Origin of the sequence: Mycobacterium sp. 48b (genome assembly GCF_048282725.1) — a bacterium.
Classification (GTDB): Bacteria; Actinomycetota; Actinomycetes; order Mycobacteriales; family Mycobacteriaceae; genus Mycobacterium.
The window spans coordinates 2,818,891-2,833,697 of record NZ_JBLVUL010000001.1; the positions used below are offsets into that span (position 1 = coordinate 2,818,891).

General features: G+C 64.6%; 13 protein-coding genes and 1 pseudogene. 12 read left to right on the plus strand and 2 right to left on the minus strand.

The window, feature by feature from the left end; translation table 11 throughout:
* Nucleotides 1–230 precede the first annotated feature (230 nt).
* From ACNQR1_RS13825 to ACNQR1_RS13875, 11 genes and pseudogenes are all read left to right on the plus strand, one after another.
* Nucleotides 231–1,709, plus strand: coding sequence for an aldehyde dehydrogenase family protein (locus tag ACNQR1_RS13825; RefSeq protein ID WP_418046800.1), 1,479 nt, complete (start codon nucleotides 231–233; stop codon nucleotides 1,707–1,709).
* A complete protein-coding gene (locus ACNQR1_RS13830) occupies nucleotides 1,706–2,914 on the plus strand; it encodes a CaiB/BaiF CoA transferase family protein (protein WP_418046801.1) in 1,209 nt (402 codons plus the stop codon). The genes ACNQR1_RS13825 and ACNQR1_RS13830 overlap by 4 nt, the downstream gene beginning before the upstream one ends.
* Nucleotides 2,915–2,926: 12 nt before the next feature.
* Nucleotides 2,927–3,352 carry a hypothetical protein gene (locus ACNQR1_RS13835; protein ID WP_418046802.1) on the plus strand — a complete coding sequence of 142 codons (426 nt, stop codon included), beginning with the start codon at nucleotides 2,927–2,929 and terminating at the stop codon, nucleotides 3,350–3,352.
* 123 nt (nucleotides 3,353–3,475) lie between these two features.
* Entirely contained in the window at nucleotides 3,476–4,270 is a 795-nt protein-coding gene (locus tag ACNQR1_RS13840; RefSeq protein WP_418046803.1) for an MlaE family ABC transporter permease, read from the plus strand.
* Between the two features lie 13 nt (nucleotides 4,271–4,283).
* Nucleotides 4,284–5,141, plus strand: a complete 858-nt coding sequence (locus tag ACNQR1_RS13845) for an MlaE family ABC transporter permease (RefSeq protein WP_418046804.1) — start codon at nucleotides 4,284–4,286, stop codon at nucleotides 5,139–5,141.
* A gap of 9 nt (nucleotides 5,142–5,150) precedes the next feature.
* The gene (locus ACNQR1_RS13850) at nucleotides 5,151–6,428 is read left to right on the plus strand and encodes an MCE family protein (RefSeq protein ID WP_418046805.1); all 1,278 of its coding nucleotides are present in this window, start codon (nucleotides 5,151–5,153) and stop codon (nucleotides 6,426–6,428) included.
* A complete protein-coding gene (locus tag ACNQR1_RS13855) occupies nucleotides 6,425–7,450 on the plus strand; it encodes an MCE family protein (RefSeq protein WP_418046806.1) in 1,026 nt (341 codons plus the stop codon). Before ACNQR1_RS13850 ends, ACNQR1_RS13855 begins: the two co-directional genes overlap by 4 nt.
* Nucleotides 7,450–8,532, plus strand: a complete 1,083-nt coding sequence (locus ACNQR1_RS13860) for an MCE family protein (RefSeq protein WP_418046807.1) — start codon at nucleotides 7,450–7,452, stop codon at nucleotides 8,530–8,532. Before ACNQR1_RS13855 ends, ACNQR1_RS13860 begins: the two co-directional genes overlap by 1 nt.
* Nucleotides 8,532–9,986: an MCE family protein gene (locus tag ACNQR1_RS13865; protein WP_418046808.1), complete on the plus strand. Its 1,455-nt coding sequence runs from the start codon at nucleotides 8,532–8,534 to the stop codon at nucleotides 9,984–9,986. The genes ACNQR1_RS13860 and ACNQR1_RS13865 overlap by 1 nt, the downstream gene beginning before the upstream one ends.
* Nucleotides 9,983–11,363, plus strand: a pseudogene (locus ACNQR1_RS13870) (MCE family protein). The gene ACNQR1_RS13865 and the pseudogene ACNQR1_RS13870 overlap by 4 nt, the downstream one beginning before the upstream one ends.
* Entirely contained in the window at nucleotides 11,364–13,106 is a 1,743-nt protein-coding gene (locus ACNQR1_RS13875; RefSeq protein ID WP_418046809.1) for an MCE family protein, read from the plus strand. It abuts the pseudogene before it with no gap.
* Between the two features lie 70 nt (nucleotides 13,107–13,176).
* On the opposite strand, the gene ACNQR1_RS13880 is transcribed toward ACNQR1_RS13875, so the two are convergent.
* Nucleotides 13,177–13,686, minus strand: a complete 510-nt coding sequence (locus ACNQR1_RS13880) for a hypothetical protein (protein WP_418046810.1) — start codon at nucleotides 13,684–13,686, stop codon at nucleotides 13,177–13,179.
* A 215-nt stretch (nucleotides 13,687–13,901) separates the two neighbouring features.
* On the opposite strand from ACNQR1_RS13880, the gene ACNQR1_RS13885 reads away from it, so the two are divergent.
* Nucleotides 13,902–14,273, plus strand: coding sequence for a hypothetical protein (locus ACNQR1_RS13885; RefSeq protein ID WP_418030084.1), 372 nt, complete (start codon nucleotides 13,902–13,904; stop codon nucleotides 14,271–14,273).
* Between the two features lie 84 nt (nucleotides 14,274–14,357).
* Here ACNQR1_RS13885 and ACNQR1_RS13890 read toward each other — a convergent pair whose 3' ends face one another.
* Nucleotides 14,358–14,804 (minus strand): hypothetical protein, encoded by a 447-nt coding sequence (locus tag ACNQR1_RS13890; protein ID WP_418046811.1) that lies wholly within the window; start codon nucleotides 14,802–14,804, stop codon nucleotides 14,358–14,360.
* Nucleotides 14,805–14,807: the final 3 nt, after the last annotated feature.

Genomic DNA, 14,807 nt, shown 5'->3' on the forward strand with positions numbered 1-14,807 from the left:
TTCTCAAGGGTCAAGAATCATCCTTCCGATTATGAGAACCGTACTCTCGGATCGGCATACACCGCAAGATCTGAGCCCAACCCGCGCACCGCCTGCACCGATGGCGGATTCGCAGCGAATAGGGCATGACTAGCTGATCTAGCTTTCACTTGAGTTCTCATCGAGCGAATGTATGATTCGCCGGTGATGAGAATGCAGTTTCCATCACAGTAGGGAATCGCCTGAGGAGGATGATGCAGCAGGAAGCGCCGACCATCGCGCAAGAACAGCGGGCTGACCGGAAGTTGTTGATCGGCGGAGAGCTGCGCGAGACGCCGCGGACGTTTCCTTCCGTCAATCCAGCTACCGGCGAGGTGTTCGGCTTCGCGCCCGACGCCACGGTCGCCGATGCCGAAGCGGCCGTCGCTGCGGCCAGGCAGGCGTTCGACAACACCGACTGGTCCACCAACACGGAACTGCGGATCCATTGCCTGGAGCAACTGCACCGGGCCCTGATCGGGCATCGTGACGAGCTGGCCGCGCTGACCACCACCGAGGTGGGTGCCACCGCGGCGCTGTGCGCCGGTGCGCAGCTGGACGGTCCGATCGACATCGTGCGGTACTACGCCGAGCTGCTCAAGACCTACCCGCTGACCGAAGATCTCGGAAACATCGAGAGCCGCGGCATGCAGCATCACCGGTGGGTGGAGAAGGAAGCAGGCGGCGTGGTGGCCGCGATCATCGCCTACAACTATCCGAACCAGCTGGCCCTGGCCAAGCTCGCTCCGGCCCTGGCCGCCGGCTGCACCGTCGTGCTCAAGTCCGCGCCGGACACTCCGTTGGTCACGCTGGCGCTCGGCGAGCTGATCGCCAACCACACCGACATTCCGGCAGGCGTCGTCAACGTGCTGTCGGGGGCCGACCCTGAGGTGGGTGCCGTGCTCACCACGAGCCCCGATGTCGACATGGTCACCTTCACCGGTTCCACGCCGACCGGGCGGCGCATCATGGCCGCGGCCAGTGAGACCTTGAAGAAGGTGTTCCTGGAACTCGGCGGCAAGTCGGCCGCGATCGTCCTCGACGATGCCGACTTCAACACCGCCGCGCTGTTCTCGGCGTTCAGTATGGTCACCCACGCCGGTCAGGGCTGTGCGCTGACCTCGCGCCTGCTGGTACCCGCGAAGCACAAGGACGAGATCGTCGAGCTGATCAAGAACAACTTCGGCCTGGTGCGCTACGGCGACCCGACCGACCCCAAGACGTACATGGGGCCGCTGATCAGTGAGAAGCAGCGCGACAAGGTCGACGGCATGGTCAAACGCGCCGTCGAAGCAGGGGCGACCCTGGTCACCGGTGGCGAGAAGGTCGACCCCGGCTACTTCTACACGCCGACGCTGCTGGCGGATGTCGACCCCGACAGCGAGATCGCCCAGGAAGAGGTCTTCGGACCGGTGCTGGCCGTCATCGCCTACGAAGACGACGACGACGCGGTACGGATCGCCAACAACTCGATCTATGGGCTGTCCGGCGCGGTGTTCGGCAGCGAGGACCGCGCACTGGCCGTGGCCCGGCGGATCCGGACCGGCACCTTCTCGATCAACGGCGGCAACTACTTCAGTCCCGACAGTCCGTTCGGCGGATACAAGCAGTCGGGCATCGGCCGGGAGATGGGCACCGCGGGGCTGGAGGAGTTCATGGAGTCCAAGACGTTCGCGCGAGTCGTCTCATGACCGGCCCGTTGCAAGGAGTCCGCGTCCTCGAGGTCGCGATGTACGGCTTCGTCCCCTCCGCCGGAGCCGTCCTGGGGGAGTGGGGCGCCGACGTCATCAAGGTCGAGCACGCCGTCACGGGCGACCCGCAGCGTGGTCTGCGTCAGACCGGGCCGCTGCGCGTCGAGGGTGATCCCAACCCGAACATCGAGCACGCCAACCGCGGCAAGCGCAGCATCGGGCTGGACATGTCGGTCCCTGAAGGACGCGAGGTCCTGCTCGAGCTGGCGAAGAAGGCCGACGTGTTCCTCACCAGCTTCCTGCCGGGACACCGGCAGAAGTTCGGCATCGACGTCGACGACATCCGTGCGGTGAACCCGAAGATCATCTACGCCCGGGGCAGCGCTCTCGGCCCCCGAGGCGAGGAGTCGGTCAAGGGTGGCTACGACATGACCGCGTTCTGGTGCCGGGCCGGTACCGCAGCGACGATCACGCCTGCGGGAATGGAGGGAATGATCGCGCCGCCCGGGCCCGCCTATGGAGACACCATCTCGGGCACCAACCTGGCCGGCGGCATCACCGCGGCGTTGTTCAAGCGGGAGCGCACCGGCGAGCCCTCGATCGTGGACGTCTCACTGCTGGGCAGCGGCCTGTGGTCGATGGGCCACACCGTGGCGCTCACCCAGCACCTGAACCAACTGATGGTGACGCCACCACCCGGAGTGCACGGGTCACCGATCAACCCGCTCGTCGGGTTGTACGGCACTGCGGACGACCGCTACATCTCGTTCGTGATGATGCAGCCGACCAAGTTCTGGGCCGACGTCTGCCGGCACATGGATCTCGAGGACTACATCGACGACCCGAGATTCGCCACTGCCGAATCGTTCGCCGAGAACACACCCGACGCGGTCGAGATCCTCACCGAGGCGATGAAGAAGCGGACTTTGCCAGAGTGGAGCGAGCGATTCGCCACGCTGGCCGGTCCGTGGGCCCCGGTGCAGGACACCCTGCAGGCCGCACAGGATGCTCAGATCCGGGCCAACGAGTACCTGGTTCAGGCCGGCGAGCTCGAGTTGGTGGCCAACCCGGTGCAGTTCGACGTCACGGCGCCGAGCACTGGTCCGGCACCGGGTTTCGCCGAGCAGACCGACGACATCCTGGGCGAACTCGGCCTGGACTGGGATCGCATCATCGAACTCAAGACCGCCGGCGCTGTCACCTAGGCAGCCGTCGCAATGCCTTTGATCGTCATCAGCGCCATCCGTCTGTCGTCGGCGGCCGCCATCGCCGCCCACGACAAATTCGGCTGCGCGGTGCGACCGCTCGTCGAATCCCGCCCCAATTGTCAACTACCGGAGCAAGTTCTACGTTATTTGCCCTCGCGACAGATCGCCTGTCGGATAGCATCAGGCGGTCGGGGGGCGGTCATGGGGACGAGTCTGTCCGGCTTCACCGGTAGGTCCGGTGAAATCAGCAAGATCCGCAGGAAGCAGGAGGTGCGTCAGATGTCCGAGCGCACTCCGTATTTGCCGGTCACGGTCGAGCCGAACGGCTCGCGGGACGCCGCGCAAATGAAAGGCCTTGCACCCCAATTGGATTCAGTCAAGTTCTGCCTCCCGGCCGGCCGGTTGGCACGCGCCGGGTCCGAGGTTGCGGCATGACCCAGCAGGGGCGGCAGGCCGCACAGTACGTACCAGAGCTGTTCGAGCGCCGGCACGGTCAAGCACCTAACATCGGCGCACCGACCGCGGTGTCGGCAGCCACCAGCCGGGACAGGAGCGCTCATGGCGGATAAATGGACGACCGGAGTTTCGCTACGCAACCTCTCGGGGCCGATGCAGGCAGTCGGGGCGTTGTTCGCGATGTCGCTGGACGCCTTCCGGTTCGTCTTCAAGCGGCCATTCCAGGGACGGGAGTTCCTGGAGCAGTGCTGGTTCGTTGCACGGGTGTCGATGGCGCCGACGCTGTTGGTCGCGATCCCGTTCACCGTGCTGGTGAGCTTCACGTTGAACATCCTGCTTCGCGAGTTGGGTGCGGCGGACCTGTCGGGCGCCGGCGCGGCGTTCGGCGCGGTGACCCAGCTCGGCCCGATGGTCACCGTGCTGATCGTGGCCGGAGCCGGGGCGACGGCGATGTGTGCCGATCTGGGATCGCGCACCATCCGTGAAGAGATCGACGCGATGGAGGTGCTGGGCATCAACCCGATCCAGCGCTTGGTGACCCCGCGGATGTTGGCCTCGGGCTTGGTGGCGCTGCTGCTCAACAGTCTGGTGGTGATCATCGGCATCCTGGGCGGCTACGTGTTCTCGGTGTTCATCCAGGATGTGAACCCGGGTGCGTTCGCGGCCGGGATCACGCTGCTGACCGGGGTGCCCGAGGTGATCATCTCGTGTGTCAAAGCGGCACTGTTCGGTCTGATCGCCGGGCTGGTGGCCTGCTACCGCGGACTCACCATCAGCGGCGGCGGCGCCAAGGCGGTGGGCAACGCGGTCAACGAGACGGTGGTGTACGCGTTCATGGCGTTGTTCGTGATCAATGTGGTCGTCACGGCCATCGGTATCCGCATGACGGCGCACTGAGGCAGGGGACGCAATGGGAACGATGACGATCCTGCGGTCGACCTATCCACGGGTGACCAAGCAGTTCAACAAGCCGGTGTCGACGCTGAGCCGGATCGGCGATCACACGCTGTTCTATCTCAAGGCATTGGCCGGCACCCCGCACGCGGCCATGCACTACCGCAAGGAACTGGTCCGGCTGATCGCCGAGATCTCGATGGGTGCAGGCACCTTGGCCATGATCGGCGGCACGGTGGTGATCGTCGGGTTCCTGACCCTGGCCACCGGTGGCGTGCTCGCCATCCAGGGCTATTCCTCGCTGGGCAACATCGGCATCGAGGCGCTGACCGGATTCCTGGCCGCCTTCATCAATGTGCGCATCGCCGCGCCCGTGGTGGCCGGTATCGGCCTGGCCGCCACCTTCGGCGCCGGTGTCACCGCCCAGCTCGGCGCGATGCGGATCAACGAGGAAATCGATGCGCTGGAAGCCATGGCGATCCGCCCCGTCGAATACCTGGTGTCCACCCGCATCGTGGCCGGGATGATCGCCATCACCCCGCTGTACGCGATCGCGGTGATCCTGTCCTTCCTGGCCTCCCAATTCACCACCGTGGTGCTGCTCGGCCAGTCCGGTGGTCTGTACGACCACTACTTCACGACGTTCCTCAATCCGATCGACCTGCTGTGGTCGTTCCTGCAGGCCGTCCTGATGGCCATCACCATCCTGCTGATCCACACCTACTTCGGCTATTTCGCCTCTGGCGGGCCATCCGGAGTCGGGGTCGCGGTCGGCAACGCCGTTCGTACCTCGCTGATCGTCGTGGTCTCGGTGACCCTGCTGGTGTCACTGTCCGTCTACGGCTCCAACGGAAACTTCAACCTGTCGGGTTAGGGAGAAGAGTTGACACGAAACGTTGGACCGGGCCCAGCCCACCGGTCCGAAACGACAAGTAGCGCCTCGCCGGTGGCGGCCCGCCCCGGACGCAGCTTCGGTGCGCGGGGCTCCGCGCGGCCACTGGCCGGATTGGCCACCGTGGTTGCCATCGGCCTGATCTTCGGCTTGGCGGTCGCGCTGTTCCGCGGCAGCTTCACCAAGACCGAGCCAGTCACCCTGATCTCCGATCGGGCCGGCCTGGTGATGAACCCGGACGCCAAGGTGAAGATGCGGGGGGTGCAGGTCGGCACCGTCAGCTCGATCGAGCAGCGCCCCGACGGCAAGGCCGTACTTCACCTGGCGATGAACCCGGCGCAGCTGCGACTGATCCCCGGCAATGTTCAGGCCGATATCGCCTCGACCACCGTGTTCGGCGCCAAGTACGTCCAACTCGTCGCGCCGGAGAACCCCTCCGCCGACAAGCTCCGTCCGGGCCAGACCCTGCAGGGCGACCACGTGACCGTCGAGATGAACACGGTCTTCCAGCAACTCACCAATGTGTTGAACAAGATCGACCCGGCCAAGCTCAACGAGACCTTGGGCGCGCTGTCGTCAGCCTTCTCCGGGCGCGGCGAGGCCATGGGGCAGTCCCTGTCCGACTTCGATGCGGTGCTGAAGAAGATCGAGCCCAGCCTGCCCAATCTCACGGGCGACATCGAGAGCATGGCTGCCGTGTCGAAGGCCTACGGTGACGCGGCACCCGATCTGCTGAAGACGGTCGACAACACCAACCGGCTCAGCGACAGCATCGTGGCCGAGCAGCAGAATCTCGACAACTTCCTGGTCAGCTCGATCGGCCTGGCCGACGCCGGCAACGACGTCATCGGCGGCAACCGGCAGGCACTCAGCACCACGCTGAAACTGTTGGCGCCCACCACCGATCTCCTCAACGAGTACGCACCCGGTATCGAGTGCGGTCTCAAAGGCATGCTGTACCTCCTCAACCAGCCACCGCAGATGGAACCCGGGGTCGTGGTTAACGTGGCGTTCACGCTGGGCATCGAGCGTTACCGCTACCCCTCCAACCTCCCCAAGGTGGCAGCCAAGGGCGGTCCGCAGTGCATGGGCCTGCCGTACATCGGATTCGGAAACAAGGCCAAGTACCTCGTCACCGACACCAACGCCAACCCGTGGAAGTACGGCAACCAGGGCATCCTCCTCAACTCCGACGGGCTCAAGCAGATCCTGTTCGGTCCGCTGGACGGCCCGCCACGTAACACCATGCAGACGGGACAACCAGGATGAAGCGCGGCAGAAGCACATTCATCAAGTTCGCGTCCTTCGCGGTGGTGATGGCCGTCCTGACGGCCTTCCTGTTCATGACGTTCTCGGAATACCGCGGCGGCTCCTACTCGGGTTACTCGGCGATCTTCGGTGACGCCTCACGGTTGGAATCCGGGGACTCGGTGCGCGTTGCCGGTGTCCGGGTTGGCACGGTGAAAAGCGTTTCGCTGCAACCGGACAAGTCCGTGAAGGTGGAATTCGACACCGACCGTAGCGTTGCGCTGACCACCAGCACCAACGTCGCGGTGCGCTACCTGAACCTGGTGGGGGACCGCTACCTGGAACTGATCGACAGCCCCGGGTCGACCAAGCTGCTGCCGGCCGGGTCCCAGATACCCAAGGACCGCACCGCAAGTGCTCTGGACCTCGATCTGTTACTCGGCGGCCTGCGCCCGGTGATCCAGGGGCTCAACCCCCAGGACGTCAATGCGCTGACCTCTTCGCTGATTCAGATCTTCCAAGGGCAAGGCGACACCCTGGACTCGCTGCTGAGCAAGACCTCCTCGTTCTCGAACACGTTGGCCAACAACGACCAGGTGATCCAGCAGCTGATCGACAACCTGAACTCGGTGGTCGGAACGCTGGCCAAGGACGGTAAGAAGTTCGACGGAACGGTCGACCGTCTCGAGCAGTTGATCAGCGGCTTGTCGCAGGATCGCGACCCGTTAGGTACTGCGGTGACCCAGCTCGACAACGGGACGGCCTCGCTTGCAAGCCTGCTCACCGAGGCGCGTCCTCCGCTCAAGGGCACCGTCGATCAGATGAACCGGCTGGCGCCGTTGCTCGATGACCATCAGATCGTCCTGGACCGGGGCCTGCAGAAAGCCCCTGACAACTTCCGCAAACTGGCCCGGCTGGGTTCCTACGGCAGCTGGATCATGTACTACATCTGCGGACTTGGTATCCGTGTCACCGATCTACAGGGGCGCACTGCGCACTTCCCGATGATCAAACAAGAAGGCGGGAGGTGCGCGGAGCCCTGATGCTTAAGTACCGCGAATCAAATCTGATCAAGGCGGGTTTCATCGGCGTCGTGCTGATGATGCTCATCATCGCCGTCGGGCTACAGCCGGAGCGGCTCCAGCAATGGGCCTCCTCGGTGCGTCATCAGGCATTGTTCACCGAGGCCGGCGGGATCGCCGCCGGCAACGACGTCACCTTGTCGGGCATCAAGATCGGTGCGGTCACCGACGTGTCGCTGCAGAACGGCGACGCGTTGGTCACCTTCACCACCGAGGGCAAGTACCCTCTGGGGTCGCTGACCACCGCGCACATCCGCACCGGTTCACTGCTGGGTGAGCGGGTGCTGACGTTGGAGTCCGATGGCGCCGGGACGCTGCGCACCACCGACGTGATCCCCACGTCGCGCACGTCGTCGCCGTACTCGCTGACCGACGCGGTCAGTGACCTGACCACCAATTCGGCGGGTACCGACACGGCGTCGCTGAACCAGTCGCTGGACACGCTGTCGGCCACCATCGACCAGGTGGCTCCCAAGCTCGGGCCGACATTCGACGGCCTGAGCCGGTTGTCGAAATCGATCAACGGCCGCAACGAGAGTCTTGCCAGCCTGCTCAAGAGTGCCAGCGACGTGACCGTGGTGCTGTCGCAGCGCAGCGATCAATTGAACACGTTGATCCTCAACGCCAATGATCTGCTCGGCGTGCTCAACGACCGGCGTCAGGCCATCGTCGATCTGCTGGCCAACACTGCGGCTGTCTCGCAACAGCTCTCGGGCCTCGTCGCCGACAACGAGGCGCAGCTGGCGCCGACGCTCAAGCGGCTCAACTCGGTGACCGCGATGCTGGAACGTAATCGCGACAACATCACCAAGGCCCTGCCGAATATGAACAAGTTCCAGTTGTCCCAGGCCGAAACGCTGGCGAACGGGGCGTATTACAACGCCTACGTTCCCAACCTGCAGCCTGCCCAGTTGCTCCAACCGTTCATGGACTACGCGTTCGGGTTCCGGCGTGGAACCAACGCCGGCCAGCCGCCGGACAATGCCGGGCCGCGCGCCGAATTCCCATGGCCCTACAACGGAATTCCCGGAGGTTCACGCTGATGAACCGCAGTCGTCTCGGTAAATGGCTGGCGGTGGCGCTGGTGGCGTTGCTGGTGGTCGGCGCGGCAGTGTTGTTGCGCCAGAGCTTCTTCGGCCAGAAGACCATCTCCGCCATGTTCACCTCGGCCACCGGCGTCTACCCGGGTGACGACGTCCGGGTCTCCGGGGTCAAGGTCGGCACGATCGAGTCCATCAAGCCCGAGGGCACCCAGACTCGGGTGACCCTCAAGGTCGACCATGACGTGCCGATCCCCGCGGACGCCAAAGCCGTCATCGTGGCCCAGAACTTGGTGGCCGCACGCTATGTGCAACTTGCGCCGGCCTACCGGTCGAGTGGCCCGACACTGCCCGATGACGCGGTCATCGGCTTGGACCGCACCGCCGTTCCGGTGGAGTGGGATCAGGTCAAGGAGCAGCTGATGCGGCTCTCGTCCGACCTGGGACCGCAGAGCGGTGTGGACGGCACGTCGGTGTCCCGGTTCATCAACAGCACGGCCGACGCGATGGCCGGCAACGGTGACAAACTGCGCCAGACCATTTCGCAGCTGTCCGGCGTTGCCCGGGTCCTGGCCGAGGGCAGCGGCAACATCGTCGACATCATCAAGAACCTGCAGACGTTCGTCACCGCATTGCGGGACAGCAACCAGCAGGTGGTGTCCTTCCAGAATCGGTTGGCCACCCTGACCAGCGTCGTCGACGGCAGCCGGTCAGACCTTGATGCGGCCCTGACGAACCTGTCGGTGGCGGTCGTGGACGTACAGAGATTCGTTGCCGGAACCCGTGATCAGACCTCCGAGCAGGTGCAGCGGCTGGCCAATGTCACCCAGAACCTGGTCGACAACAAGATACATATCGAGAATCTCCTGCACGTCGCGCCGAACGCATTCATGAACGGTTACAACATCTACAACCCGGACACGGGTAGCGCCGTCGGTCAGTTCGTGTTGAACAACTTCTCCAACCCGGTCGAATTCATCTGCGGCGCCATCGGTGCGGTCGAGAACACGACCGCACCGGAGACCGCGAAACTGTGCTCGCAGTATCTGGGCCCGGCACTACGGCTGATCAATTTCAATCACCTGCCGTTCCCGATCGACCCGTACCTGATGCCATCGGCGAAACCCGAGAACATCATTTACTCAGAGCCGGGTCTGGCGCCCGGCGGTGAGGGTGGGTCGCCGAGCGCACCCGATGTCCCGCCGGCGATCTCGGCCTACAACCCGGGTCCCGAACCGCCTCCACCGTTCACCGGCCGGGGGCCGGATGAGCCGCCGCCAGGGGCTCAGCAGCTGCTGCCGGGTGGGGACTATTACCCGCCCAACATGCACAACACCGTGTCGGACATGCTCAATCCGGCTGCAGGACAGGCTGGTCCGCCGCCCGGGCCCGCGCCGGGCCCATTGCCCGCCGAAGCGCCGGCGCCGGCGCCGGCAGAAGGGACACCACCAGCATGATCAGGGGAAAGCCGCTGCGTCTGGCAATCGCCGCCGGATCCTGCGTCGCGCTTACCACCAGTGGGTGTGCCTTCCAGGGTGTCAACTCGCTGCCCCTGCCGGGGGCCGTCGGCAGGGGTGCGGACTCCAGCGTCTACCACGTCGAGATTGCGAATGTGGCTACCCTGGAGCCGAATTCGCCGGTGATGATGAACGATGTCGTCATCGGTAGCGTGCGCGCGCTGTCAGTGAAGGACTGGCACGCCGATGTCGAATTCTCGGTGAAGCCTGGAGTTGTGGTGCCGGCCAACGTGGTGGCCAGCGTCGGACAGACCAGCTTGCTGGGGTCTATGCATCTGGCGATCAACCCGCCGGCCGGCCAGACCCCCGAGGGAAAACTCGCTCCGGGAGCCACGATCGCGCTCAACAACTCGTCGACCTACCCGACGACCGAGCAGACGCTGTCCTCGCTGGCCGCCGTGGTGAACGGCGGCGGGCTGGGGCAAATGGGTGACGTCATCCATAACTTCAGCGCCGCGCTCAACGGGCGTGAGGCCGACTTCCGTGACCTGCTCACCCGACTGGATACGTTCGTCGGAGCCCTCGATGCCCAGCGCGACAACATCGTTGCGTCCATCCAGGGGCTGAACCAGTTGGCCTCGACCTTCGCCGGGCAAACGTGATGTCATCACCCGGGCGCTGGAGAAGATCCCGCCGGCGCTCGATGTGTTGATCAAAGAACGGCCCAGGTTCACCACCGCGCTTCAGAAGCTGGGGACGTTCAGTGCCACCGCCAACCAGTTGGCCAACGATTCGCAGGCCGATCTGGTTCGGAACCTCAAGAACCTGGAACCTGCGCTCAAGGCCCTGGCCAATGTCGGGCCGCAACTCGATGCGGTGCTCGAATACGCTCCGCATTTCCCGTTCACCCAGATATTTATGGACCGTGCCATCCGCGGTGATTACTACAACCTGTTCGCGTACTTCGACATGACCATCCCGCACCTCAAGCGCAGCTTGATGCGGGGTACCCGCTGGGAAGATGGGGACGCGCAAAACGTTCCGGTGCCTGGCGATCCGAACTACCTGAACTACACCTACGACCCGCTCAAGACCGGGGTCAATCCACCGCCGCCGGATGCGTTCCCGGAGGAGCCGGACGCGCCGAACATGCCGCCGCCAGCGGATCTCCCGGCTCCCACCTATTCAGGCCCGGTACTGCCGGTGGCGCCACCGGCACCGCTCACCATGCCCGGGGGTGCGCCGCAGCCAGTGGCCCCGTCCAGCGGTTCGACGTCGATCTTCGCGGGACCTTATGCGCCTCAAGGTGGTTCGGCCCCCAACGATCAACCGCCGGCACCCACTGCACCTACTCCACCGACAGGGGGTGGCGGATAAATGCTCACCCGCTTCATCCGGACCCAGCTGATTCTGTTCACCGTCGCCTCGGTCGTCGGTGTGGCAGTCATGCTGTTCGCCTACATGCAGGTGCCGACGCTGCTCGGTATCGGTCGCATCACGGTGAAGATGGAACTGCCGGCGACCGGCGGCCTCTACCAGTTCAGCAATGTCACCTATCGCGGGTCCCAGATCGGCAAGGTCACCTCGGTCGAGCTGACCGACAAGGGTGCCGAGGCGACGCTGTCCCTCGACCGCTCTCCGAAGGTGCCCGCCGACCTGGCCGCTGAGGTCCGCAGTATGTCGGCGGTCGGCGAGCAGTACGTCGAGTTGTTGCCGCGCACGGACTCCGGGCCCTACCTGGACAATGGCTCGGTGATCGCGATGTCGAACACCAAGATTCCGCAGCAGGTCGGTCCGATGCTGGATCAGCTCAGCGCACTGGTGGACACCATCCCGAAGGACAAGCTGAGTCAGCTGCTCGACGAGTCCTATAACGCGTTCAATGGCACCGGCTACGACTTCGGTTCGCTGCTCGACTCGGCTTCGACGATCACCAGGGACTCAAATGCGGTCTCGGACCAGACACGCGCGTTGATCGACGATGGCAAGCCCTTCCTCGATGCGCAAGCCCAGACCACCGATTCGATCAAGACCTGGGCGGCCAGCCTGGCCGGTATCACCGGGCAGGTTGCCGACAACGATCCCGAGATCCGATCGCTGCTGCGCAACGGTCCTGGATTCGCCCAGGAGACCACGAAGCTGCTCGATCAGATCAAGCCGACCTTGCCGCTGTTGCTGGCGAACCTGAGCACCTTCGGCCAGATCGCACTCACCTACAACCCGTCGATCGAGCAGCTGCTGGTGTTGTTGCCGCCGTATGTCGCTCAGCTGCAGACGTATGCGCCGACGAACAATACGAGCGGCCTGCCGATGGCCGACTTCTCGTTGGGTCTGGGTGATCCGCCGACCTGCACGGTGGGGTTCCTGCCGCCGTCTGCCTGGCGCTCCCCGGCTGACACCACGGTGATCGACACCCCGGACAACATCTACTGCAAGTTGCCACAGGATTCCCCGATCGGTGTGCGCGGTGCGCGCAACTACCCGTGTATGGAGCATCCGGGCAAGCGGGCGCCCACGGTCGAATTGTGCAACGACCCAAGGGGATTTCAACCGATCGCACAGCGTCAGCATGCGCTCGGGCCGTACCCGCTGGACCCCAGCCTGATCGCCCAGGGCGTGCCCCCGGACTCTCGGGTGCTGCCCGATGAGCACATCTTCGGCCCGCTTCAAGGCACCCCGTTGCCGCCGGGCGTGACCGCTCCACCACCGGGTGCGGCACCTGAACCGCAGCCGGCACCGAGCTTCGCCGGTACGGGGCCGGGCCCGCTGCTGCCGGGGCGGCCGTTGTACCTCGAGCCACCGGTGCCCGGTGTGCCACCGCCACCGGCGGGAGATCCCAACGCGGTTCCGCTGCCGGCGGCGGACCAGCCGCAGTTCACCGAGCTTCCGCCGGTCCCGCATGGGCAGGGAGTTTTTCCCGACGCGCCTGAGCTTCCGCTGCCCGCGCAACCCGGCGCGGCACCGAGCGCTTTCAACGGCGGTGCCGGAAACGGGCCGTCGGTGGGGATTGCCAAGTACAACCCGCGCACCGGCGAGTACATGGGCAGCGACGGCAATCTGTACAAGCAGACGGATCTGGTGTCCACGCCCAAGTCGTGGCAGGACCTGATGCCGACCTAGAGCGTTAGGAAAAGAACTGGCCCCGGGCAATAGCCCGGGGCCAGTTCTTTTGTCTCTATTCGGTTCTCGGCTAGGCAGGCCTCATGTAGAACGGCATCCGGACCTCCGGCGACTGGTTGCGTCCACACGAGCCGCTGGGCCCGATGGTCACGTCTTCGCCGGTGTATTCGGATGAGGTCAAGTCCGTGTGGCCGTCGAAGCCCACCGGGTAGATCCGGTAGATCTGCATGCCCTCGACGGGCGTGCCGTCCGCGCAGAACCGCCAATTGGGTATGACCCGCTTGATGTACCAGAGACCGTTCGTCGTGTAGATCGGTGCTGTCCATCCCGCGTCGCTGTTCACCGTGCCGCTGCACTCGGTGGGGGAGATGCACTGGGTCGAGACTGTCCAGTTGCTGCGAACCGGGGGCTGGTTCTCATAGCGATCGTTGACCTTCGCCCACTCGCCGTTGGAGGACGTGGCAAAGGTGCCGTTGATGCCCCATTGCTCGCCGGCGACGGCAGGGGCGGCACTGCTGAGGCCGACGGTTGCCGCGGCGGCGATGGCCAACGTGGCAGCGCTTACCCGGGAGACTGACATGAACGCTCCTTCTGGCCGACCTGACGAGGTGGTAGCCCTGTTCTCAGTTTCGGAGAATATCACTATCAATGCCTGGTCCACGATGAATTCGGTCGGGGTAGACCGTCATGCTGCCTGCCCGTGGCGAGCTGCGGCGGTCTCGTCGTAGTAATATTCTCCAAAACTGAGAGTTTAATTTCCAGCTATGCGAAAGTAGCAACGTGCGTGTGACGGTGATGGCGACCGCTTCAATGATTGTCGCCGGGATGCTGGCTGCCCCGCAGGCAAACGCGGGACCGCAGACATGTAATGACGCGTTTTGCACGCCGGGCATCAACCCGAACGCTGTGCTCGGCGCTCCGTGCGACAACACCTCGTACTACGTGTTCGGGGTCGACGCGCGCAACGGGTGGGGACGACTGGTGTTCTGCGGCTCCCCGCGGCGCTACGAGCCGCGGTGGTTCCGGTCTCCACCGATGGTGGGCATCCGCGACGAGAACAGCCTGTGTATCAACGAGCAGAACTCGGTGGCGCAGGCCCCGGATGGACTGTTCCTGAGCTGTGTCCCGATGAACGGTGAGACGCGCTGGCTTCGTGGCGACGCCTGAGCCGAAGACTTCGAGAAATGCCTGAGGGTGACGCGATCGGCGTCGCCCTCAGGCATTTTGACGTTTCTGTAGTGGAACTGCGGATTACCAGTTCCGGATCGAACACAACGCGCCCTTGGGGCCGCTGTTGGTCTTGACCACCACACCGTCGACCGCCAGCTTGCAGTTGAACCCAGGGGTCGGAAGATTCGGTGACTCACCGCTCTGCACCAGGACCATGGCCCACAGGTCCGGATCGGCCAGCATGGCGTCGAACACCCACGGCTTGTCCGGCGCGATATCCACATCGGCCCGCGGACTGAACTGGTACGGATTGTGGCTGTAGTCCGAGAAGATCGCGGGCTCGCTGTCGCGGTAGTAGATGTGCGCCCAGTACGGGGCGTCGGCGGTCACGGTGTACTGCACGTGGCGCAGCGGTGGTCCGGGCGGCAGCGGATCGTCGGCGAATGCCGGTGTGGCCGTGGCGATTGCGCCGGCGGCCAGCGTGGCGGCTGTCACGATGGACAAAGCTCGGCTCGTCAGATGGCGCATCGG